This is a genomic window from Faecalicatena orotica (assembly GCF_905197545.1).
GTDB lineage: Bacteria > Bacillota > Clostridia > Lachnospirales > Lachnospiraceae > Faecalicatena_A > Faecalicatena_A orotica.
The window spans coordinates 567,198-589,323 of sequence record NZ_CAJJZH010000001.1 but is presented as its reverse complement, the minus strand read 5'-3'; the positions used below and the strand labels follow the sequence as shown (position 1 = coordinate 589,323).

Here is a 22,126-nt window from a genome sequence, read left to right as displayed (position 1 = left end):
CTAATCAATATTTTTTATAACCCAACGGCCGTTCCTGTTTGAACCTTCTCTTTCAAGTTTTCCTTCCTCCTGCAACTCTTTTATATCTGTTTGGATTTGCTTTCGGGTTAAGGCTAATTCATTCATTAACTGTTTTTGAGTTATAGTAGGTGTTTCAACTATTAGATTTAAAATTGCCTGCTTTCTTTCAGTTCCTTTTTTCAGCTCCTTTTCGGCTCCTTTTTGGCTCCTTTTCGGCTCCTTTTCCGATATATCATATGTCTCTCTATTCTTGAACCCATTATGAATGTAAAACCGTGATATAAAGTAGGTTCTTGCTTCATCTGTTTCAAATTCTGGTTTTGGTGAGCCATTTGCCTCTAATGCATCAAGAATTTTCTTAAATCCGGTATTTCTGCCCTCAGTCAAATGTAGTTCTTTTAAAAAATCTCCAATCCTACGATTTCGATACCGACGATTTGATACACGATAAGATTTTAATCCTTCCATTGTTACAGAACGATCCGGCCCTGGAAAACTTAAAATCTCTATTCGATCATTTTCCACCCGAACCTCAATTGGCTCTCTTTCATCATAAGCACGATGATACACAGCATTAGATAATGCCTCCTCAATTGCTGCAAATGGGTAATTGAAAAAACGATCTGCTTCCGCACGTTCCGGATGTTTTACAACTTTTTCAGTAATAATTGTATTTCTGATATACTGTAACGCGTCTCTAAGTTGCTGCTGTATCGGTCCTTTAAAAGTCTGTTCAATAATACTATTACCACCTAGTCCATCTGGAAACTGAACAACATCTATCTGTGTATATGGGAAAAACTTATCAGGTTCCATACTAAAAAACATTAATCCCACATTCTTGGGTTTCGTATATTCAGGAAGATTACTGATAATATTCATATCGCTACATACTTCAACAAAATCTCCCGTTTTTGATCTTTCATACAACGAACTTTTAACTTCCTTCAAATAATTCTGAATAAGTGTAATATTTAAATCTGATATTTCTGCCTGATGATTTACACGATCATCAAACGGAATTCTATTTGCTAAAGAAAACAAATCTTTTTCTTCATCATCCGTTGGTTCCACCGTACTAGACATTTTTCGAATATAGTGAATACGTTCTTTATTATCTTTTGCCATTGTTTTCGGAGATGAATATGGTCTGCTATCTCCACCCGGACACCAAAGAACAATAAATTTTTTATTTTTATAATCTACAACTTCCACTATTGGCATATACGCAGGTCTAATCAACTTACATTTCTCTAAAATACTTTTCTGATAAGCATCGACTTTATCTACAGGTATACCTTCAAGAGGGTAAACTGGTTGTCCTTCATTTTCTCTTACACCTATAACAATATATCCGCCACCCCAGTTATCTAAATCATTCGCAAAGGCACATACTGATTTCAAAGTTGTTTCTGCATTCCACATTTCCTTAAATTCAATTCTTGCCCATTCAACAACATCTCCTGCTAACAACGTTTTTATATTTGTTGGTATTGCCATAAGATTCCCTTCCTTTCATATATCATACTAGAAATTCAAGAATACCTTTTAACATATTTTTATAAAATCCCTAAGTAAATCCTCTTTATCATTTCCGTTATGCCAGAAGCACTCTTCCAGAATTTCTACAACATCAGTTAAATTTTTCAATTCCAAAAGTGCTGCCCAGAACATTCCTTAATCATCTTTTCTTCCTTTATCACTATAAATTCTTCTTTCCAAACAACTACCACTACACTTCAAATCTTCTTTCTCAAAAATCCGATCTATTTGTTCACATAAAAGTTTTGCACTTTCCGGCTCAATTTTATCTTCTCTAAACTTAATCTCAACTTTATACATAAGAAATGTAATCTTTTCCTTTACCCTATTCTTTTTCATTAGTATTATTCCGTCTATTGAACTATTTCCCCTTTGGAACAGTTGACCTTTTATTATTTTACTTCTAATTCAGGCAAATTTTCTAGTCTTACAGCCTCCAATATCTTTAATTGCTGTGTTTCCAGTTGGCGAAGCAACTCCATTCTTTCCACACTATAGTATATATTTATCCCTTGGGCGTTGTATACTTTTCCAGTAATTTTCTAGCCTCCTCAGCCTGCAAATAGATTGTCATGTTCTTCTTTTTAATCTTCTTCCACATTTTTTCTTTGCTCAAGCCACTTTGCATTGTTAAATCATCTATAGTCATATATTCATTCTGCATATAATCCCCGCTATCCGAAACAGAATTAACCAATTCATATATACTATCACTATTTTCTTCCAAAAAAAACTCCGCATTATATTTAGGCGATTTTTTCAAATATTTATAAAGATAATGATAGATAAATGTCACTGATTGGGAATAATCCTCATCTGGATTATATTGAAACGCACATCTATGAATTTCTTGTTCATCTCCACCTCTAATATTGCCGTCAACTATTTCATTTTTTAATTTATTATAAGCCAACACAATGCTTTCTTCGTCTGTTAACGAACATTTGGATTTAATTTGCATGATTCCTACAGTTGCGCTCCTCCCCACCAACATCTTTAATTTTTCTATTTTTCTAACAAATTTTCCTCTATTATAATTTTCAAAAAGCATAATAGAAAAAAGCAATATCCATATACCATTATCTTCCCTTTTAATATATACCTCATTTCGAAATTTCTTGTAAAAAAATTCGAACTTATGAATAATATATTGTTCTAACATCTCCTCACTTACAACCGTTTTTTGTTTAAATATCTTATCACAAACTAACACTGCAAATTTATAAACAAGCAGGATTATAATCAACCAAAATTCATTCACCAGTTCCGTTATTGGAATAAAAATCTGCTCTGTATTTCTCAAAAAATCTTTTACTAAAAAGACAGCTATTCCTATTCCAATTGTACAATTTAAGAGCTCATATCTTGCGCAAAACAATTCCTTACGGTTCAGAATCCAACAAATTAGTATCACTCTATAAAAATAATAAAAACAGACATATAAGATTAATATGTCTATATTTTTTAATATTTGATTTTTATAACAAAATGCATACATAAAAACCAGACAAATATTTGGCATCAAAATATTTATAAGCATATTCGTTGTCATTGGTTTATTCTGATCATAACGAAAGGTGAAAACTGCATATTGACTCCCGCCGACACTAGGTACACTATGTAATACACTCCCTATCCAAGAAGTTATATGTACTGTAAATCCTCCTAATAGAAACAATATCGCTATCTCTAAAGCTTGTCTCCACATTTTTCTTTCCCCTTTACTGCATTTCTAAATTCAAACCAGTATGTCAAAATTTACGACATACTGAATTGACATTAATAATTAAATACTAGTTTTCACTTTCTATTTCCAGCAATACACGGTCAAAATCACTCTGATATAACCTAGCCTGCTTCACACGATATTTTTCAAACTCACTCAACACATACTGTTCCGCTATTTTGTAGAAATAGTTCTTGAATGTGTCAAGATTTCTTTTTTAGACAAACTTAAAATCCCCTCAAACTGTTCTGCCCAGTCCTCCATAGTCCTGGGAACATGCTCTTCTGCGCGCATTTCTGCAATATCTAAATAGGCATTCACATTACTTCTGCCGCTGTTTCACCATGAATTGCCCAATGCAATAGATTTTGAACTTTTGCAAAAAACAATCTAGTTGTCTGTAATTTAGGGTCATAAACAATACTCGTTGCATAAATACCTGTAATCTTTTGATAAAATCTCTGTTCAGACAAGCGAATCTCCCGAATTCTCTGCAACTGTCCTTCAAAATAATCCTTTGTCAGTATAGTGCCGAAATTCTTTAACCGTTCATCATCCATTTTAAAACCTTTTATTGTAAATTTCTCTATAATACCATTCGCCCATTTCCGGAATTGAACTGCTCTCAGTGATTCAACCTTATTCCCTACAGCAATAATTGCTTTTAAATTATAATGATTCGCGTTATAACTTTTCCCGTCAACAGCAGTTATTCGAAATTTTCGAATAACTGAATTCTCATCCAACTCTCCATCTGAAAATATTTTTTTCAAATGATAGTTTATGGTATGCGTCTCTACATTGTAAAGAAAACCCATCATTTTTTGTGTCAGCCATACATTTTTATCGCAATATATGGCGTTCACATCACTTTCTCCAGTTGCTGTAATTATTCTGAATAAAGTATGAATTTATCCATAGTCTGATCCTTTTCTATTTTGGATTATATATCAATTGATTTCGTTTTAATTATTTTTGTAATTCCTCTACTGTTGGTAAAACAGTCTTCTTCCAACATTCCAATAAGCATGCTTCACTATAGCACTTGCATTTTCATATGCATGTTCACGTGCTTACTTTAATATATTTCGTATATCCTGATAAAATTTTTCTTCTTGTAATCCTAGCAATGTATCTTCAGTATGCTGTATTAATTCTTTCTTATCCATAGTTCCTCCCTTGTGGATTCGATACACGCGTGTAGCGAATCTTTTTTTGCAATCATTATATTACATGTCTTATGGATAACCCTCAAACACTTCTAGACTTATGTCGCGTTTACGAAATCCCATTTTGCTTCCATTTCAATCATATTCTGCACACAATATTTTTTCCAAAACTCGATATAATTTGATGTTTCTTTGACTTCACGTTCATAATTTTCATTTAGTTTTCCATTTGCAATTTTATCTAACTCATCGCAAACCGCTTTCCGTTCTGGCTTCTTCAATTCTAAGATAGCATTATATGTTTTATTCAGTTGTTGTATCACGTTCGCCATTGTGAACGTCTTTCCCGAACCGGTGACGCCAAGCAAAGTCTGGCATTGGTTGCCTTCCTTGAAGCCCTGAACGAGGGCTTCTATGGCTCACGGCTAGTCGCCGGTTGGGGAGTAATCTGATACTAGGTTAAAATGATCCATTTTTCTTTCCTCTATAATTTTGTAAATTTATATTTGCCTGCACCAAGACCGGTAACTTTTTCAATTACTTTGGCGGCTTTCATTGCATTCATAATATTCATTGCTTTTGATTTTGCCCCCCCTAAACACCTCATTATATTTGCCTGTCCAAATGGTTTCTCAACTCCAACTTCTTTAAATATATATCCTATATTTTCCACAAATTTTGTAGTTATTTCTGCTTCCTTAAATAAAGGTAAATAATTATCAAAAGTGTTGCTTACTTTTCCCAGAGTGTTGCTTACTTTTCTAAACATCGTAACCTTAAAGCCATCACCAAATTCTTCAAAAGCAGGCTCTGGTAATCCATATTCTTTACATCTATTAATAATCCTCGGCATTCCAGTTCCCCACGCTTCTACAATACGCATATAATGAAATGCCTCCACTAGTACCATTGATTCTAATATAATACACCAAAGAACAAATGTTCTTTTTTATTTTACTCCAGATAAGCGTTAGAGTCAATCAAAATAGTATTCCTTTTTTCTTTAAATTCATGACATTAGTTTTAATCCCACAGTATTCTCAAGGGAGGTGTGCCTATATTTTTCCCATAGTGCTTTGACTTGCTATTACAAATGACATATAATAAATAAGTAAGCCATTTCCTCTATATTATTAGTGTTTATTTGGAGTTCTGCTGTGCTTTTTACTATACTATTAAACAAAAGGAGTTGAAAATCAAAATGATTCATATAAAAAACATATCAAAATCATTTGATAATAAGGCTGTGCTTAATAATGTTTCTTTTAGCATTGGCGATAATGCAATTACATCCTTGATAGGTCCCAATGGTATAGGCAAGACTACCCTTCTAAATATACTTTGTGGTGTTTTGTCTCCAGACCAGGGAATCATTGAATGTGAAACCCCTCATTTTACCAGAAAAATATTTACAGTTTTGTCAGGAACCCAACATTTGTATGCAAAAAATACAGTTAAAGAAAACATTTATTTTCTCTCCACTCTTCGTGGTTTATCAAAAGGAGAAATAAAGTCCAATATAGAAAAGTACCACACCTATTTCCCGCTATATGACTCAATACAGGGTTCTTTATTCGAAGAACTTTCTTTTGGCCAAAAACAATTAACTACTATTTTCGCCGCATTAGTCGCCAACTCTCAATATTTGTTTTTAGATGAACCAACGGAGGGGTTAGATCTAGCTCACAAAAAGCAATTAGCCTCAGTTTTATCTTTAATCAAACAATTTAAGACTATTTTGCTTACATCTCATGATTTGGATTTTGTTTCATCTCTTTCAGATGAACTCGTTTTTATAAACAATGCTAAAATTGTTAATATTTCAAAATCACTTTCAAAAGAGCAGTTTCTAAAAGTTTATGAAACAATATATGGGGAGGAGCAGGGGAATGAGAATTATTTACTATGAATTCAAAATGGATTTTCTAAGAACAATCAGATATAAAATGGGGATAGTATCAGACATTGTTGTGTTCACTATACTACTATGCTTTTTTTATATATCAAATACTGGTGCTTCATTTCAAAAAGTATATGGAACAAATAACTATAAAACCTTGTTGTTATTAGGTTACATTGCCTGGACTCTTGCTGTTTCTGCAATTTCCACCATTGGGAATCAAATCACCAGTGAATTACAGCGCGGTACATTGTTTTTTAAACTCAACTGTAAACTTCCACTACAAATTGTATATATTGGAGATCTCGTATCAGCAAGTATCATACAACTTTTTATTATTTTTATATACTCCATAGTAACACATTTTGCATTTGGCGTGGATTATTTTGTAAGTCCTGCTGTTTTAGTATCTCTTATAATCTGTACCTTTGGTATGTATGGAATAGGACTTATTGTCGCTGGATTATCAATTTATTTTAAAAGAATTGGCTCGATTATATTTTTAATCCAGCTATTTCTGCTTTTTGTCACTAATACGGTACCAACAGCATCAATAATCACAAATGTTTCAAAAATTTTACCCCTGACTATGTGTAATACAGTTTTACGATTAAGTTTTTCAAATGAAAATATCTATTCTTCTTTTGTCTTACTATTATTAACAAGTATTTTTTGGTTTGCCCTTGGATACATAGTTTTTGGCCTTTTCATAAAATTTTCTAAGAAAAAGGGGAATTTACTATTATATTAAAATCTTCATTGAAGGTATCAGGCCATACAGAAAAAGAAGCTGCGTGACACAGCTTCTTTTTTGTACAATCTAATCAATTCCGTTGTTTTTCTTACCGGTCCTTTTATATTTCGGACTCCTTTAAAACTTCAACTTTACACTGATGCTTTTTTTCTGTCCTGTCATAGCTAATGCCTACTGCCATAGCTTAGGAGCGGTACTTCCGTATTAGCGAATCTCTCTGCTCTCATCATTAAAGTCAAAAGCCTCCAAAAGCTGCCTTTTTTCTTCCTCTGCACACGGAATCTGCCCGCTCTTCACCATCTTCACAAGACCCAATGCCTGTTCCAGTGTATACGGCTCCCCATAGTTTTCCTCCGCCCAGTCCTGATCCGCAAGGGAGAGCCCGTGACGCCCGTGCAAGATCTTTTGCAGGCTGGTCTTTCAGGGGTGCAGCTCCCGTTATATTGACGGTGTATGTACACACGAATGTCTGATAACCTTTCTCATAGAATTTCTTAGCAACGATTTCCCCTTCTTTCCATAGGTTATACCGCTCTCTGATCATAATCCATTCCCTCTCTTTGCGATTTGATTTTCCCATTATTTTGCCTGATCTTTCCTCTGGGCAATCTCTGCATGGATCTGCGGCAGTTTCTTCTCAAGGTCAAATTTGATTGATAGGATAAACAGCACCGTAAACAGGATCAGCGGCACATAAATATTGAATGCAAAAACCGCTTGTTTTACCGCCGTGGAAGCCACTGCAGCCTCCGGATTATAAGATGCGATTGCTAGACACCATGCAACAAGAGATGCACCCAGTCCGTTTCCTACTTTGCTTCCAAAACCGCAGGCCGCCTGAGATGACGCCAGCATACGGTTGTTGAATTTGTATTCATTGTAGTCAATCGTCATCGCTGTCAGGACTCCAAGAAGGCACATCATCGGGATGTTGGCAAATGTTCCGAAACATCCAAGCACTGTGTTGTATACAAAATTGTACGGATTAAGCAGACGCAGGGCGTTCCCCGCCATTCCGATAAAGAACGACACTTTCAAAGTCTTTGTGACGCCCAGCTTTTTGATCATCGGCCCTACGAGTATAAACCCAAGTATTGTTGGGATCATACCGATCGCTCCCTGAATACCGACGAGATTATCGTTTCCGTAGATCCATTTCGCATAATAAGTTCCGGCTGAGTTTGCAAGTCCGTATGTAATATTTACCGCCAGTCCCATGATAAGGACCATGACCCAGTATTTATTGTGAAACAGGTTAGTAATTGCTTCTTTAAACGGAAGTGCCTCATCCTGCACTCCTGCATTATTTTCCGCTTCCATGACGGGGTTTGTCTCCTTGCCCGTCTTCCATGTAATCAGCAGGCAGATTACAGCGACAACGGCAAGCACTGCACTGAATTTGATCCATGCTGCCTGATCACCACCGAGCATATTCGTGATTGGAATGATTGCCACCGCGATGATCATACCGGATACATAACCCGCCCCTGCGCGCCATGTTCCCATGTTTCCTCTCTCCTGCTGACTGGCGGTCCTGACGACCATAAGAGATGCGTATGGAATACAGAGCGCCGTATAGATCACTGCCGTTAGCAGAAAGTTTGTGATAAACATGTAAACCATCTGCATCGTTGAACTAACATTCGCCGGCACGGTGAACAAAAGTACAATCATAACCGCTGCGGGTACCGACATCTTAAGAAGCCACGGGCGGTAACGCTCTTTCCCCGGTTTCGTGTGGTCTACAATGTATCCCATGATAAGATCGGTAAATGCATCTATTAACTTAACGATCAGAAAGGCTGTACCGACTGCCCCTGCTGCCAAGCCAACCTTATCGGTATAAAAATATGTAAGCTGTCCGACCAGACCGCTGATTGCGTTCAGCGTAAACTGCCCTGCAGCATCTCCGAGATAATCACCAAAGCGCATCACTTTCTGGATGCCGTCTTTATCTTTTCCTAATGGTTTCCTACTCATTATATTTCTCCTCTTTCCTTTTTCTCCGGTTCAGATCTGATGGTATCAATTTACCACAGTCTCACGCTTCCGTATTGTAATTTTGATTAAATACTTGTAATCTGGTTTTCATTTCTATATTTCTCGTTCAGCGCGCTAATGACCGCGATATACATTGGTTTCGCGTCCGGAGCCTGCACAAGCAGCTCCGAGATTGTCATCCCGTATGCGAATTTAATCATCGGACTGTCCAGAATTCCCGGCGCCATCTGTTCGAACATCTGCCGTCCCAGATCCTCCGCCATCAGTTCCCCGAAGGTCGACTCCACCGTATATTTTTCCAGTTCCAGACTTGTCACCGTCTCATATTCGTAGTGATACCGTCCGGATCCGGTCTCGATCTCCTCTTCTTTCTCCGGCAGACAGATCACAGCAGTCGTATTAGCGGGAATCTCCACATCTACGCAGATCTTCCCTTCTCTGCATGTCCATGAGCTCCGGATCGTTCCGTACATGGACTCAAAAGAAGCGGACACCTCCGTCATGCCCTTCGTCAGGATCGGCTGTATACGGATCTTTCTGTACCCCGGCTCCGCACACCGGATCCCCGCTGCCTTCTCATAGAGCCAGCTTCCAATAGAGCCATACGCATAGTGGTTCAAAGAGTTCATGCCTGATTTATCAAAGTCCCCCTCCGGGAGTACCGAGTTCCAGCGTTCCCAGATCGTCGTCGCGCCTTTCTTCACAGCGTAGAACCATCCTGGAAAATCTTCTTTCATAAAGATTTCATCTGCAAGATCATGCAGTCCGTTTTCCGACAAACAGTGGCACAGATAGGGCGTTCCTACAAATCCCGTCGTCAGATGATTGTGGTGTGCTCCGATATTTGTCTCCAGAATATGCAGGATACGTTCCCGGAATTCCGGTTTCACAAGATCAAAGTAGAGCATCAACACACATGCTGTCTGCGTCTCACTTACGAGCCGTCCGCCCGCTGTCACAAATTCCCTGTTAATAGCTGTTACGATTTCTTCATATAAATCTCCATATGTCTTTTCATCTTCTTTATATTCCAGTGCTCTGGCCGCATCCCGGACAATCCTCGCAGAATATGCATAGTACGCGTTTGCGACAAGATATTTGTCCGTACCGCCCGTGCGGTCCGTACTTCCTGACTCAATATCAAGCGCCAGCCAGTCCCCATACTGGAACCCGTTCTGCCACAATCCGTTGTCCGACGCTTTCGAATGAATATAATTTACCCACTGTTTCATCATGGGATACTGTTCCTTTAGCATCTCCTTATCTCCGTAAACCTGATAGAGCGTCCACGGTATGATAGTCGCGGCGTCACTCCATGCCGCGGCTCCTGCCTGATCGCCAAGGATGTTTGGGACCACATGGGGTACGCCCCACTCGTCCGTTGTCTCCGCCGCCATGTCACGCAGCCATTTCCGGAAAAACAGCGCTGTATTGAAGTTGTAGGAAGCCGTACCGCAGAATACCTGTGCATCACCCGTCCACCCAAGGCGCTCGTCTCTTTGCGGGCAGTCCGTCGGGATATCCAGAAAGTTTCCTCTCTGTCCCCACTGAATGTTACTCTGAAGCTGATTCACCAGCTCATTATCTGTGGAAAACTTTCCTGTCTGCGGCATATCCGTGCACATCGCGCATGCGGTGAAATATTCCGCTCCCACTTCAGTCCCCGCTCCTTCCACACAGATATAACGGAAACCGTGGAATGTAAAATGTGGCATCACTGTCATTCCCACCTGATCGCTTCCATAAATATAGGTATCCGTACATCTTGCCGTGCGCAGGTTTTCCGTGTAGAAGTTCCCGTCCTTGTCCAGAGTCTCCGCATGCCGGATCACCAGCTTTCCACTCTCAGTCTCTGGAAGCCTCACTTCCACAAGTCCCGCCATGTTCTGTCCAAAGTCAAATACCACTTCCCCTTTCGGAGTCACGATCTTCTCTTTCACTTCAAACCGCTTCGTCACGCGGACAGGCTCTGACTCCTGTGCAGTGATGTGCCCAATGCGGTTTTTCTCCTCAAAGAGGACCGCCTGTCCCGCCTGAGTTCTCCCGGCCGTAAAGTCCTGTGTCTCGCCGTGATAAATCTCAGAAAACCGGATTTCTCCTGTTTCAACCTCCCAACCGGTATCCGTGCCGAACTTAAGCACCTCTCCATCCTCATATTCCACACGGACCATCGCCGTAAGCGCCGTCCTGTTTCCATAATGATCTGGTTTCACATCAAATCCGAGTTCGCCCCTGTACCAGCCGTTTCCAATCTTAATAGTGATCTCATTTTCTGAAGGTCCAAGCAGTTCTGTAATATCATACGTCTGGTACTGGATGCGGTTGTGATAGGACGTCCATCCCGGAGCCATAAACTGGTCTCCCGCTTTCTCTCCGTTGACGCATACCTCGTACACGCCGCACGCCGTTGCATACAGCCTCGCCTTCTTAACCGGCTTCTCTGCCTTAAAACGCTTCACAAAGATTGGGCACGCAGTCTCTCCGGCCGGAAGCGTATGTGTGATCCACTCCCCGTTCCAGTTCTCCTCCCCGATAATGCCTGTCTCAAAACATCCTGACATCTGGCCGAACCTGCCATAATTATTCCATACATTCACCTGAACCTGATACTCTGTAAACGGCTTTAATGCTTCTCCCCGGTATGGCACAAGAACAGACTGGCTGCTCTTCACCCTTCCACTGTCCCACATCATCCTGCCGCCGCTTATGACCAGTATCTGATAGTCTGTCTGTATAATGTCCTGTCCCGTATTCTCAATTTTCCATGAAAAACGGGGCCTCTCATCCAGCCCGACCGGATTGTCTCTGTACTCGATTGTAAGATCGTAAACCATTTTTATCCTCCTTATGCCCTGCTGCCTTTATCGGCATCAGTTTTTAACTTGTTTTCTATAACATATCAGTTTATATGTCTTTTGTATTATGATATCGTTTTTAATATTGTAATTTTGGCTTTACGGGTCGACAATTCTGCACTATAATAAAAGGAAAAACAAAGGAGCATCCGATATGATCACAGATTTAGAAGCATTCTGCCGCCTGTTTTATGCCACCACCTCCGTCCCCATCACCTGTTATCAGGCTCCATCCGGGAATATATTCTCATTTCCCTCCATACTTGGAAACCAGTCACTCTTTCAAAATGACCTGTCCAGCCTGTTTCATTTTCAAAAAAATCCGGAATATTATATCTCACAGTCGTTCGGCTATTTTGGTTCTATCCGGTCAGTCAGGGACGGGAGCTTCTTTACGGTCGGCCCAGTCTTCAGTACTCCGGTATCAGAACTTACCATCCGTCATTTCATGCAGGAATGGGCCATTGATCCTGAATACAGGGAAGAGATTTCCCGCTTTCTGTCCAATACGCCGCTGATCTCCTTCAACCGCTTTCTGCACACTCTGGCGTATCTACATCTGTCTGTCAATGATGAGGAGATCGATGTGGGAGAACATTTCGGGATTGAGAATACGAATGCCATCGGAGAATTTTCCACGCTTCATTCTGATCAGGTCATAAATGCAAAGGAAAACCAGCATTTCCACAACACATGGGATTTCGAGCGCCGGCTGACACAGTGCATCCAGAGCGGCGATACGGAAAAGCTGAAAGCAATCCTCAAAGCGACTCCCCAGCTCTCCGGCGGGATCGTAGCCGACAATTCCCTGCGTCAGGAAAAAAATATCTTCATTAGCATGACAACACTTGCAACACGCAGCGCCATCGCCGGTGGCATGGATATGGAGCAGGCTTACATGTTATCCGACATCTATATTCAGGAATGTGAGCGTTCCCAGAACATCACACAGGTTTCTGCACTGAACTACAGCATGCTGACCGACTTCACGGAGCGTGTTGCACAAAATAAGATCCCACAGGACATGTCGCCGGAGATCTTTAAATGCATCCAGTTCATCTCCCACCACGTCAATGAGCCAATCCAGGTTGGCGATGTCGCGGAACATATCGGCAGGAGCCGATCCTACCTGACCGGTAAATTTAAAAAGGAACTGGGCTTTGATGTAAGCAGTTTTATCATGAGATGCCGTCTTGAAGAGGCGAAAAGTCTGCTCACTTATTCCAATAAGACACTGAGCGAGATCAGTAATTACCTCTGCTTCTCCAGCCAGTCTTATTTCCAGAATGTATTCAAGAAAATGTATGGTATGACGCCGCTTCAGTACCGCAATCATACACACAAAGTATAGAGGATATCTATTCAGGTATGAGCTTTTCAATATTTACAATTTTATCTCCATATTTACAATAACAATCGTCTCTGTCCTGTTAAAATACAGTCATCATTCATAATATAGGAGGTATCTTTCATGAATATTCAAAATGTAACCTGTGAATTTACACATCACCCCATCTCTTTAGACTGCAGGCATCCTCGTTTCTCGTGGGAGATTGAAGCACAGGAAAACAATATCTTTCAGGCTTCATATCAGATCATCGTCCGTGACGAAAGCGGAAATCTTATGTGGGACAGCGGCGTCCGAAACAGCTCTGATTCGACCGGGATCCCCTATGACGGAACAGAACTCAAGTCCGCTTCTGTCTATACCTACAAGATCTCTATCCGGACAAATACCGGAGAAACGGCCGATAGCGGGGAACATGCTTTTGAGACGGCTTTCTTCGATCTCTCCGGCTGGAAGTCCCGCTGGATCGAGCCAGACCCACTCCCGCAGCTTCCTGTTAATCCGCTTTTGACCGCCCGGCAGGAGTGGGAGACCTCCCTGGCCGCTATGATGAGGGGTGAGCCGGTGGAAATGAAGCTGGAGGGCGATATTCTGGACGGGCTCCCACTTGAACCCTACGATCCCGCCGTCCGCCTGCGCCATACTTACGTCTCTGCATCTCCCGCCGTAAAGGCACGTCTGTATGTCACAGCCCACGGCATGTACGAAGTAAAAATCAATGGAAAACCAGTCACAGATAGTCTGCTTAATCCCGGATTCACGACTTATGACAAACGGTTGAAATATCAGGTCTACAATGTGGACAGCCTGATCTGCCCCGGTCAAAACGCTATTGCGGCTACTGTCGCCGACGGCTGGTACAAGGGTAAGATTGCGATCGGAAGAGGCTGCGAGTATGGAGAAGTTCCTGGACTACTTCTGCAGTTGGAACTCACGGGTCCGGACGGTACACAGCAAATTGTTACTTCCGGTGAGGGTTGGAAATATTCCTTTGACGGGCCGGTCCGCACCGCGGATCTCTTCCTCGGGGAAGTGTTCGATGCACGTATGGATGACGGAGACCCTTCTCTGTCAGGATATGACGATTCTGCATGGAAAACAGCTCAGGTGAAGTCCTCTCCCGACAAGACTCTGGAGGCACAGGCCAGCCCCCTTGCCCGTGTGTTCAAAGAGGTTCCTGCCCGGGAAATCCTGACTGCTCCAAACGGCGATACAATCATTGATTTCGGCCAGAATCTTGCCGGAGTGATCCGTGTACAGGTTCATGAACCCACAGGAACAGAGATTACGTTTGAACACGGAGAACAACTTGATAAAGACGGAAATTATTTCTACTGTTTCTCGGGAACAAACAAAGAGCAGAAAGACACCTACATCTGCGGCGAAGCAGAATACGAGACATTTGAACCGCATTTTACATACCACGGGTTCCGTTATGTACGCGTAACAGGCGGCACTGACTGGAAGAAAGAGGATTTTACTGCCCTCGCTGTCAGCACGGATAACGAGGTAACCGGAACCTTCTGCTGTTCAAATGAGCAGATAAACCAGCTGCAGAGCAATATTTACTGGAGCCAGCGCTCTAACAATATCACAATCCCGACCGACTGCCCTACCCGTGAAAAGGCCGGCTGGACCGGGGACGTCTTCGTTTACGGAGCGACCGCCCTTTTTAATCAGGACATGACTGCATTCTATGAGGACTGGCTGAAAAGCATACGCGCAGAGCAGATGGAGAATGGACACATCCTCGGGACTGTTCCACAAATCAAAAACTATGTACAGCAGGCCTACGCCGGGTCTCTCGGATGGGGAGACGTGATAATGACCCTGCCTCTTCAGCTTTACGGATTGCGCGGAGACAAAGATGTCCTTGCCGCTAATTATGAAGCAATGGGAAAATGGATGGAAGCGATGGTTCAGGCTGCCGACGAACTCCCGATGCCCTCCAATACACTCGGTGCTCCCACTTCGGATACTCCTGAAAGCGGGCGCAGCCTTGAGAATCAGCATTACCTGATAAACAGCGGCTTCCACTTCGGTGACTGGATTATCCCAAGTGTCGTAAACGAACAGGGATTTACGGACGGCCCTGCCTCCGCATTCCTGACGATGAACTATGTAGGAAGCAGCCTTCTCGCTGCCGACGCAGATATGTATGCAGAGATCTCCGAACTGCTCGGACACAAGAAAAATGCAAAGAAATACTGGGCTTACGCCGCAAGGGTACGTCAGGCGTTCGAGGAGGAATATGTATCCCCGGACGGACGTCTCGGTCAGGAAATGCAGGGCAATTACATTCTGGCCCTGAAACACCATATGGTCTCTGCCGAAAAAGAGCCGCTGCTGGCTGCACGCCTGGATGAACTGGTCGCGGCAAACCGTTTCCGTCTCGATACCGGATTCATGTCCACGCCGCACCTGCTGGATATTTTATGTGAATATGGATATCAGGACACTGCATGGAAGGTTCTCCTCCAGACAGAATGCCCCTCCTGGCTGTATGAGATCCGACAGGGCGCGACGACCATATGGGAGAACTGGGATGCCGTCCGCCCGGACGGGGAACTGGCGGGATGCTCCTTTAACCACTACGCATTCGGCTGCGTCGGCGACTTCCTATACCGCAGGGTGCTCGGACTTCAGAACGCCGGAACTGCTTATGACAGAATTCTGATCTCACCGGAATATGGATGCCCGTTTGAGTGGGCAGAGGGAAGTTATCACTGTCCGCACGGCACGATCAAACTGAAATGGGAGAAAGACGGGGATAAAGTACTCGTCACAGGCAGCATCCCGGCCAATACATCTGCTGGGCTGAAACTGCCGGATGGAACAGTGAATGAACTCGGAAACGGAAAATTTAAGGTGGCAGCACCACTTTAACATGTTATAGGACAGGAAAGGCACGGAGGAATCCCCCGTGCCTTTCCTTGGTAAATCATATATCTCCTCTTTTATCCGAAAATAATCTGACCTCCAGTAATTCCATCCCTTCCGGATTTTCAAACCGCAGCATGAGCTCATACTCTCCCGCGTCCATAGTAATCGGAGCGCTGACCGTATGCACATTTCCTTTTTCCCCTGAAATACTTACTTCTCCCGCCTTTTCCCCATTCAGGAATACAGCGGCCGTGCCATTTCCAAAGCAGGTAAGTTCAATCCTGTTCCACGAGGTTTCACTTTTTACATAGCGGAACACAGCCTCATCGGCATCACATATATTCGTCAGTTTTTCTTCATAACCGTGGTCATTGTCAACATCAATATAGCAGTTTCCTTTCAGAGAGCATGCCTGATATCCCATAATCTTTTCTCCAGGCGCGAACGGTTCTCCGATCCCCTGGGAGGTCATCTTTACTTCATCAATCGAGCCGTCGGGATTGACTGTGAGTTTCTCAACGCACAGCCTCCTGTGCTGCTGTGTCCCCCTGCTGCAGCGGTGGTAGAATACATACCACTGCCCTTCCACACACTCGATTGAGCCGTGGTTATTCCAGCTTTGCGGGTCACATCCGTCATTATCAATGATGATGCCCCTGTATGTAAACGGTCCAAGGGGATTCTTCCCTGTAGCATATCCCAAAGAGGTGGGCTTTCCCCTCTCCATATCCGCATAGACATAGTAATAGGTATCACCGATTTTACGCATGGATGATCCCTCATGAAAACAGTGCTTTTCCTCTGTTACGATATCATCCACGACACTGTCTGTGTCAATGGATACCATATCATCATTTAGTTTTGCCCCATGTGCGAAAACCTGTCCCCAGTAATAATATGCCTGCCCGTCGTCATCAATAAAAACCGCAGGGTCAATCCCTCCGCAGGGAAGCCGGACAGGATCTTTAAATGGCCCTTCCGGCCTGTCAGATACCGCAACACCTTCACTGTCATCAGATAAACAGAAATATAAATAATATTTTCCGCCGCGGCTGATACAGTCCGGGGCGAACAGAAGCTCCTGCTCTCGTTCCCCTGCATCTGTATACTGTGCTTCAACGTTTTCTGTCTTCGCCTCCTCTGGCATTGCATCGATCATCTTCTGAAGAAACGGAGTCGGATGATACCAGTCGATCCCCGGATAATGTTCCGCCTCAGGATCTCCCATCCACGGCACATCCTGCGCCTTAAATGCCACATCATAAACCGTCCAGTGCTCCATATCCTTAGTAGATATAACATGATACTCCTGGCTGCAGTATGCCATATCCAGCGCATCATAACTGCCATACACATACAGTTTCCCATCTGGCATCACATGCGCTTCTCCATCCGGCACATGGTATCCGGGAGGAAGAATAGGGTTTCTTTTGTTTACGTATTCCATCAAACTTTGTCTCCTTTATACTTCAATGACTTCCCCTGCCATGCTGAGTTCATACCCTCCTATTGTCATAGCCTTTTCTTTAAATCCGCTGCTTTTCAGCACTTCTATGAATGCCTGCATCTTCGGCAGCTCCAGATTTTTCTTTTCCGTGGCAAAATCATATTCTTCCTCTCCCACCGGGATGAAATCCAGGTCCATTGCTTTAGCAGCGGAATAAATTCCCATACCTGCATCTGCGCCGCCATTTTTCACCAGGGCGGCTACTGCCATGTGTGTTGCCGCCTCTCTGTCGTACCCGTTGACTTCTGAAGGGGCAATTCCCGCTTCTTTTAATTTGTAGTCAAGGAAAACTCTTGTACCCGCCCCCCGCTGGCGGTTCACGTAATTTACCCTAGTGAGGTCACGGATTTCTTTGATTCCCAGTGGATTGCCTTTTTTCACAATGATCCCCTGAATTCGCCTGACGCCCTTGATCAGCACCATATCTCTGTCACTAAACAGCCTCTTCAGATAAGGTATATTGTAAACACCTGTATCTTCATCCAGAAGATGTGTGGGGGCAATGTGCGCTTCTCTTCGCTTTAATGCCATCAGGCCGGCCATACTGCCTACGTGGGTGCTGGAAAGATATATTCCCGGATGGGCAAGGGGCATCCTGTCTGCCAGAATATCCAGAATTAAGTCATGGCTTCCGATCGCTACCACCGTATTACTGATTTCTTCAATATCCCTGAATAACTCAACACTTACCGTCTCCCCGGCCTCATATCCTTCACTGTTTTTTTCTATAATACAGAACCCGTCGGCGCGGACAAGGCTCATCGCGGCACCTGCGCCTCTGGCAAGGGGGGATGCCACAAAACGGTCATCCACCTTTCCCACTTTCACACGGACATATTCCTTATGTTTTAAGGAGGACACAAGACGCTTGGACAAAACGGCTTTCATCACATTCCTTGATGAGTTCATTTCCCCGGAATACAGGTCCATAACCGGACGGACGAAATTTTCAAAATCAATATATGCGGATACAGGATATCCGGGAAGTCCAATCACAGGTTTACCTTCTACAATGGACAGAATTACGGGTTTACCGGGCTTGATTGCCACCCCGTGGACAAGTACCTCGCCCAGCTCTTTTAAGATATGCACCGTATAGTCCTCTGTCCCTGCGCTGGAGCCTGCATTTACAATCACAATATCATTTTCTTTCACTGCCGCCTGTACCGCATGCTTTATTTTTTCATAGTCATCCGGGATGGGCGGATAGCGTCTCGGAATCCCACCTGAGCTTTCTGTCATTGCCGCAAACATCCGGGAATTGGATTCAATAATATCTCCCTCCCGGGGCACCTGATCTGCCTCTATGATTTCTGTACCTGTAGGGATAATGCCTGCCTTAGGTTTCTTTATGGCTTCTATCTCCACAATTCCCCCACTCAGGAGAACGCCAATATCAATGGGGCGGATTTTATGGTTTCCTGCCAGCAGCATCTCTCCGGCCACAATGTCTTCACCCACGGGACGGATATGCTGCCAGGCCGGAACCGAGGCTGTGATTTTCACACTGTCATCTCCTGCATCAAGCAGGTCTTCCGCCATAATCACGGCATCATAGGGCATACGCACCGGATCGCCTGTATCGACAATCTGATAATCCGTTCCCTGTTTCAAAACGAGAGGGTTCACTTCTGAAGCCGTCACCGTATGTGCGGATATGACTGCAATACCATCCATAGCCGCCGCATTGTAAAGGGGGGAGCAGTACTTTGCATACACTGCCGACGCCGTGATCCTCCCCAGACTTTCCTCTGTCTTAACCATCTGTGTCTCCCGGTGCATCACCTTAAGGACAGCATTTCTGTAAATAGCCGCCGCTTCTTCTGCCGGGATCGTATTCAAATATAAATTTCTCCTGCCCATATTCCTTCCCCTTCCCTTCGTCTATCAAAACAGGTATACCGTTACCTGTTCTCCCTTTTTCAGTCCTTCTGCATGCTCCCCGGTCATGACATAACCGTCTGCTTTTGTAAGAATCGTTATAAGCCCGGAACTGCCCAGTACGGGAACCGCCAGATTTTGTCCGTCTTCTTCCTTTTTCAGTTTTACAAGCTGGCATGTCTGCCTGCCGGGCGCTGACGGAAGGTTGGTAGACATTACCGCCGTGATCCCGAAGGCTTCTTTTTCCCCTGTTAGTTCCCGCCAGAGCCATCCTGCCAGAATCTCAAATACCATCATCGCGGCAGCCGGATGCCCCGGCAGCCCCAAAAGTAATGTCCCGGATGGTTCATCATAGCCGGTAATTGTCGGTTTCCCCGGTTTTAATGCAAGACCGTGGGTAAACACGCCTTCACTTGCAATCTCTTCTATGACAGATGCTGTCACATCCTTTTTTCCCTGGGAGCTTCCTCCCGATACCACCACGATATCGCTGTCCGGCATAAAACTTTTCACTGTGTTTTTGAGAAGGGTCCGGTCGTCCCTTAAGACTGCCTCATGCTGTATGCGGAAATTTAACTTTAGAGCCAGGGCATGCAGGCCATAAGTGTTAATATCCCGGACCTGTCCCGGAGACGGTACTTCCTGCGGGGATACCAGTTCATCTCCCGTGGATATAATAGAGATGCAAAAGGGCTCATATACCTGTACCCCGGTAATTCCAAGTGCTGCCAGGGCTCCCGCTTCCTGAGGCCTTATTTTCCTTCCCCTTTTTAAGACAGCTTCCCCCGCCTTCATGTCTTCTCCTGCCTGTACTACATACGCCCCGCAAGACGCGGCCTTGTACACCGCTGCTTCCTCACTTGAGAAAAGCTCGCAGAATTCCACCATAACCATAGCATCTGCCCCATCCGGGACCATGCCACCGGTAGGGACATAGACACACTCCCCTGCATGAAGTTTCATTTCTGCCGGACAGCCCATCTGTACTTCACCGGTAATCTTTAGGAATACCGGCATATTTTCCGACGCCCCTCCTGTGTCCAGAGACCTCACCGCATAACCATCTACTGTAGACCTGCGAAACGCAGGTACCGGTTCACTGCAGCAGATATCTTCCGCCAGTACATACCCCACTGCATCCAGTATCCCCTTCTTTACCGTTTTCCTGCCCTTTTCCTTTACCGCATCAGCAATTTTCCTGCGGGCCTCATCAATCGTATCAACCTTAAGCAGCTTCATTTTTTTACAAACCTTCCTTTTTCCATGTAGTGTATCTCGTCACAGAGCTGGTATATATGATCCATCTGGTGATTCACAATCAGCCAGGTGATAGGCCTTTCCTTTTGAATCTCACTGATTATTCCTACAAACATCTCTTCACTCTCTGAATCCAGATTGGACAATGTCTCATCCACCATAATCAGCTTTGGTTTGAATATAACAGCCCTAAGGAAAGACAGCTTCTGGCGTTCTCCGCTGGACAATGACCTGGCATACTGGTTTTTCTGTTCCCTAAGCCCAACGCGGTTTAACATTTCATCAATCTCATCCTCATCCGGGCGGGTCCCCCTGATTTTCAGGGGATATACCAGGTTCTCATACACAGAAGTATGCATCAGATAGGGCTGCTGGGACATCATCGTAATATCCCGGGATGAGAGCCCTTCATAATCAAGTATCCCTTTATCCGGCGTGATAATTCCGGCCAGCATTTTCAGGAATACCGTTTTCCCGCAGCCGTTAGGCCCTACAATACCATGTATTTTTCCCGGCTCTATATAAAAATCGTTCACTTCCATATGGAACTTCCCGATCGTCTTTTCAAGATTAGTAATTCTCATCTTCCTCCCCTTCTTTCTGAAGCAGGTCACAAATCCACTGCAGGATAAATGCCATTACAAGCAGCAAAATCCCCAGGGCTACCCCTTCCGTAAATATCCCCTGGCTCTTTAGGAGAGAAATCGTCGTAGTCATGGTACGGGTCCGGCCTTTAATATTCCCGCCTACAAGCATCACAGCCCCTACTTCACTGATTGATCTGCCGAATCCGGTTACCATGCAGAAATAGATTTCTTTTCTCAATTCCCTGATAATCAGTTTTGCCGTCTGCCATCTTGTCGCCCCCATAGTGACAGCAAACACCCTGATTGACGGGGCCGATTTTCTGGCATAAGAATAAATCATGCCGCTTATGATCGGGGTAATAATCAGAACCTGGGCGATTACCATTCCCTTAATGGTGAATAAAAGCGACAGAGGGCCTAAAGGCCCCCTCCGCATAATAAGAAGGTACACGACCAGCCCCGCCACAACCGGAGGCACTCCCATAAGCGTCCTGTTAATCCGGACAATGATTTTTTTGCCGGGAAAGGAAAAACGTTCCAGCAAAAGTCCAAATAAGATTCCCAGTACAGATGAGATGGCAGTCGAGGAAACTGCCATGATAAACGTCACCTTGACCGCACTTATTATTCCTGCATCCGATACTACACTTTTCAGCCATTCCAACATATTATCCTTCCCCCGCTGCAATCAATCA

At 43.7% G+C, this 22,126-nt stretch carries 17 protein-coding genes and 2 pseudogenes; 4 read left to right on the top strand and 15 right to left on the bottom strand.

Going from position 1 to position 22,126, the window contains the following annotated elements:
* The 7 genes and pseudogenes from ABIN22_RS02580 to ABIN22_RS02550 all read right to left on the bottom strand — a co-directional run bounded on the left by ABIN22_RS02580 (position 1) and on the right by ABIN22_RS02550 (position 5,368).
* The gene (locus ABIN22_RS02580; protein ID WP_346906376.1) at positions 1-1,521 is read right to left on the bottom strand and encodes an RNA-binding domain-containing protein; all 1,521 of its coding nucleotides are present in this window, start codon (positions 1,519-1,521) and stop codon (positions 1-3) included.
* Positions 1,522-1,569: 48 nt separating this feature from the next.
* Positions 1,570-1,695 carry a hypothetical protein gene (locus ABIN22_RS02575; RefSeq protein WP_346906374.1) on the bottom strand — a complete coding sequence of 42 codons (126 nt, stop codon included), beginning with the start codon at positions 1,693-1,695 and terminating at the stop codon, positions 1,570-1,572.
* Positions 1,696-1,698: 3 nt separating this feature from the next.
* Positions 1,699-1,902 carry a hypothetical protein gene (locus ABIN22_RS02570; RefSeq protein ID WP_346906372.1) on the bottom strand — a complete coding sequence of 68 codons (204 nt, stop codon included), beginning with the start codon at positions 1,900-1,902 and terminating at the stop codon, positions 1,699-1,701.
* A 166-nt stretch (positions 1,903-2,068) separates the two neighbouring features.
* On the bottom strand, positions 2,069-3,271 hold the full coding sequence (locus ABIN22_RS02565; RefSeq protein ID WP_346906370.1) for a hypothetical protein: 1,203 nt from the start codon (positions 3,269-3,271) through the stop codon (positions 2,069-2,071).
* A 192-nt stretch (positions 3,272-3,463) separates the two neighbouring features.
* Positions 3,464-4,107: pseudogene (gene rhuM, locus ABIN22_RS02560) on the bottom strand (RhuM family protein).
* Between the two features lie 653 nt (positions 4,108-4,760).
* Positions 4,761-4,874: pseudogene (locus ABIN22_RS02555) on the bottom strand (DEAD/DEAH box helicase family protein); the annotation flags it as partial.
* A gap of 68 nt (positions 4,875-4,942) precedes the next feature.
* Positions 4,943-5,368, bottom strand: coding sequence for an ATP-binding protein (locus ABIN22_RS02550; protein WP_346906368.1), 426 nt, complete (start codon positions 5,366-5,368; stop codon positions 4,943-4,945).
* Positions 5,369-5,659: 291 nt separating this feature from the next.
* Here ABIN22_RS02550 and ABIN22_RS02545 point away from each other — a divergent pair, with 291 nt between their 5' ends.
* Positions 5,660-6,367: an ATP-binding cassette domain-containing protein gene (locus ABIN22_RS02545; protein WP_346906366.1), complete on the top strand. Its 708-nt coding sequence runs from the start codon at positions 5,660-5,662 to the stop codon at positions 6,365-6,367.
* Complete coding sequence (locus ABIN22_RS02540) at positions 6,348-7,109, top strand: ABC transporter permease (protein ID WP_181368547.1); 762 nt, start codon at positions 6,348-6,350, stop codon at positions 7,107-7,109. The genes ABIN22_RS02545 and ABIN22_RS02540 overlap by 20 nt, the downstream gene beginning before the upstream one ends.
* A gap of 207 nt (positions 7,110-7,316) precedes the next feature.
* Here ABIN22_RS02540 and ABIN22_RS02535 read toward each other — a convergent pair whose 3' ends face one another.
* The 3 genes from ABIN22_RS02535 to ABIN22_RS02525 form a co-directional block, all read right to left on the bottom strand.
* The gene (locus tag ABIN22_RS02535) at positions 7,317-7,511 is read right to left on the bottom strand and encodes a hypothetical protein (RefSeq protein ID WP_346906363.1); all 195 of its coding nucleotides are present in this window, start codon (positions 7,509-7,511) and stop codon (positions 7,317-7,319) included.
* Positions 7,512-7,691: 180 nt separating this feature from the next.
* The gene (locus ABIN22_RS02530) at positions 7,692-9,092 is read right to left on the bottom strand and encodes an MFS transporter (RefSeq protein WP_346906361.1); all 1,401 of its coding nucleotides are present in this window, start codon (positions 9,090-9,092) and stop codon (positions 7,692-7,694) included.
* Positions 9,093-9,178: 86 nt separating this feature from the next.
* Complete coding sequence (locus ABIN22_RS02525; RefSeq protein WP_346906359.1) at positions 9,179-11,947, bottom strand: family 78 glycoside hydrolase catalytic domain; 2,769 nt, start codon at positions 11,945-11,947, stop codon at positions 9,179-9,181.
* Between the two features lie 175 nt (positions 11,948-12,122).
* Here ABIN22_RS02525 and ABIN22_RS02520 point away from each other — a divergent pair, with 175 nt between their 5' ends.
* Together ABIN22_RS02520 and ABIN22_RS02515 are read left to right on the top strand one after the other, a co-directional pair.
* Positions 12,123-13,319 carry a helix-turn-helix domain-containing protein gene (locus ABIN22_RS02520; protein WP_118619103.1) on the top strand — a complete coding sequence of 399 codons (1,197 nt, stop codon included), beginning with the start codon at positions 12,123-12,125 and terminating at the stop codon, positions 13,317-13,319.
* Positions 13,320-13,439: 120 nt separating this feature from the next.
* Positions 13,440-16,202: a family 78 glycoside hydrolase catalytic domain gene (locus tag ABIN22_RS02515; RefSeq protein WP_346906357.1), complete on the top strand. Its 2,763-nt coding sequence runs from the start codon at positions 13,440-13,442 to the stop codon at positions 16,200-16,202.
* Between the two features lie 55 nt (positions 16,203-16,257).
* Here ABIN22_RS02515 and ABIN22_RS02510 read toward each other — a convergent pair whose 3' ends face one another.
* Genes ABIN22_RS02510 through ABIN22_RS02490 form a run of 5 tightly spaced genes read right to left on the bottom strand, consistent with a single transcriptional unit; the run spans position 16,258 to position 22,098 of the window.
* Entirely contained in the window at positions 16,258-17,646 is a 1,389-nt protein-coding gene (locus ABIN22_RS02510) for a family 43 glycosylhydrolase (protein ID WP_346906355.1), read from the bottom strand.
* A gap of 15 nt (positions 17,647-17,661) precedes the next feature.
* Positions 17,662-19,569, bottom strand: coding sequence for a molybdopterin biosynthesis protein (locus ABIN22_RS02505; protein ID WP_346906353.1), 1,908 nt, complete (start codon positions 19,567-19,569; stop codon positions 17,662-17,664).
* 24 nt (positions 19,570-19,593) lie between these two features.
* Entirely contained in the window at positions 19,594-20,826 is a 1,233-nt protein-coding gene (locus tag ABIN22_RS02500) for a molybdopterin molybdotransferase MoeA (RefSeq protein WP_346906351.1), read from the bottom strand.
* Positions 20,823-21,428, bottom strand: coding sequence for an ATP-binding cassette domain-containing protein (locus tag ABIN22_RS02495; RefSeq protein ID WP_118619113.1), 606 nt, complete (start codon positions 21,426-21,428; stop codon positions 20,823-20,825). Before ABIN22_RS02495 ends, ABIN22_RS02500 begins: the two co-directional genes overlap by 4 nt.
* Positions 21,415-22,098, bottom strand: a complete 684-nt coding sequence (locus ABIN22_RS02490) for an ABC transporter permease (RefSeq protein WP_118619115.1) — start codon at positions 22,096-22,098, stop codon at positions 21,415-21,417. The genes ABIN22_RS02495 and ABIN22_RS02490 overlap by 14 nt, the downstream gene beginning before the upstream one ends.
* Positions 22,099-22,126 lie beyond the last annotated feature (28 nt).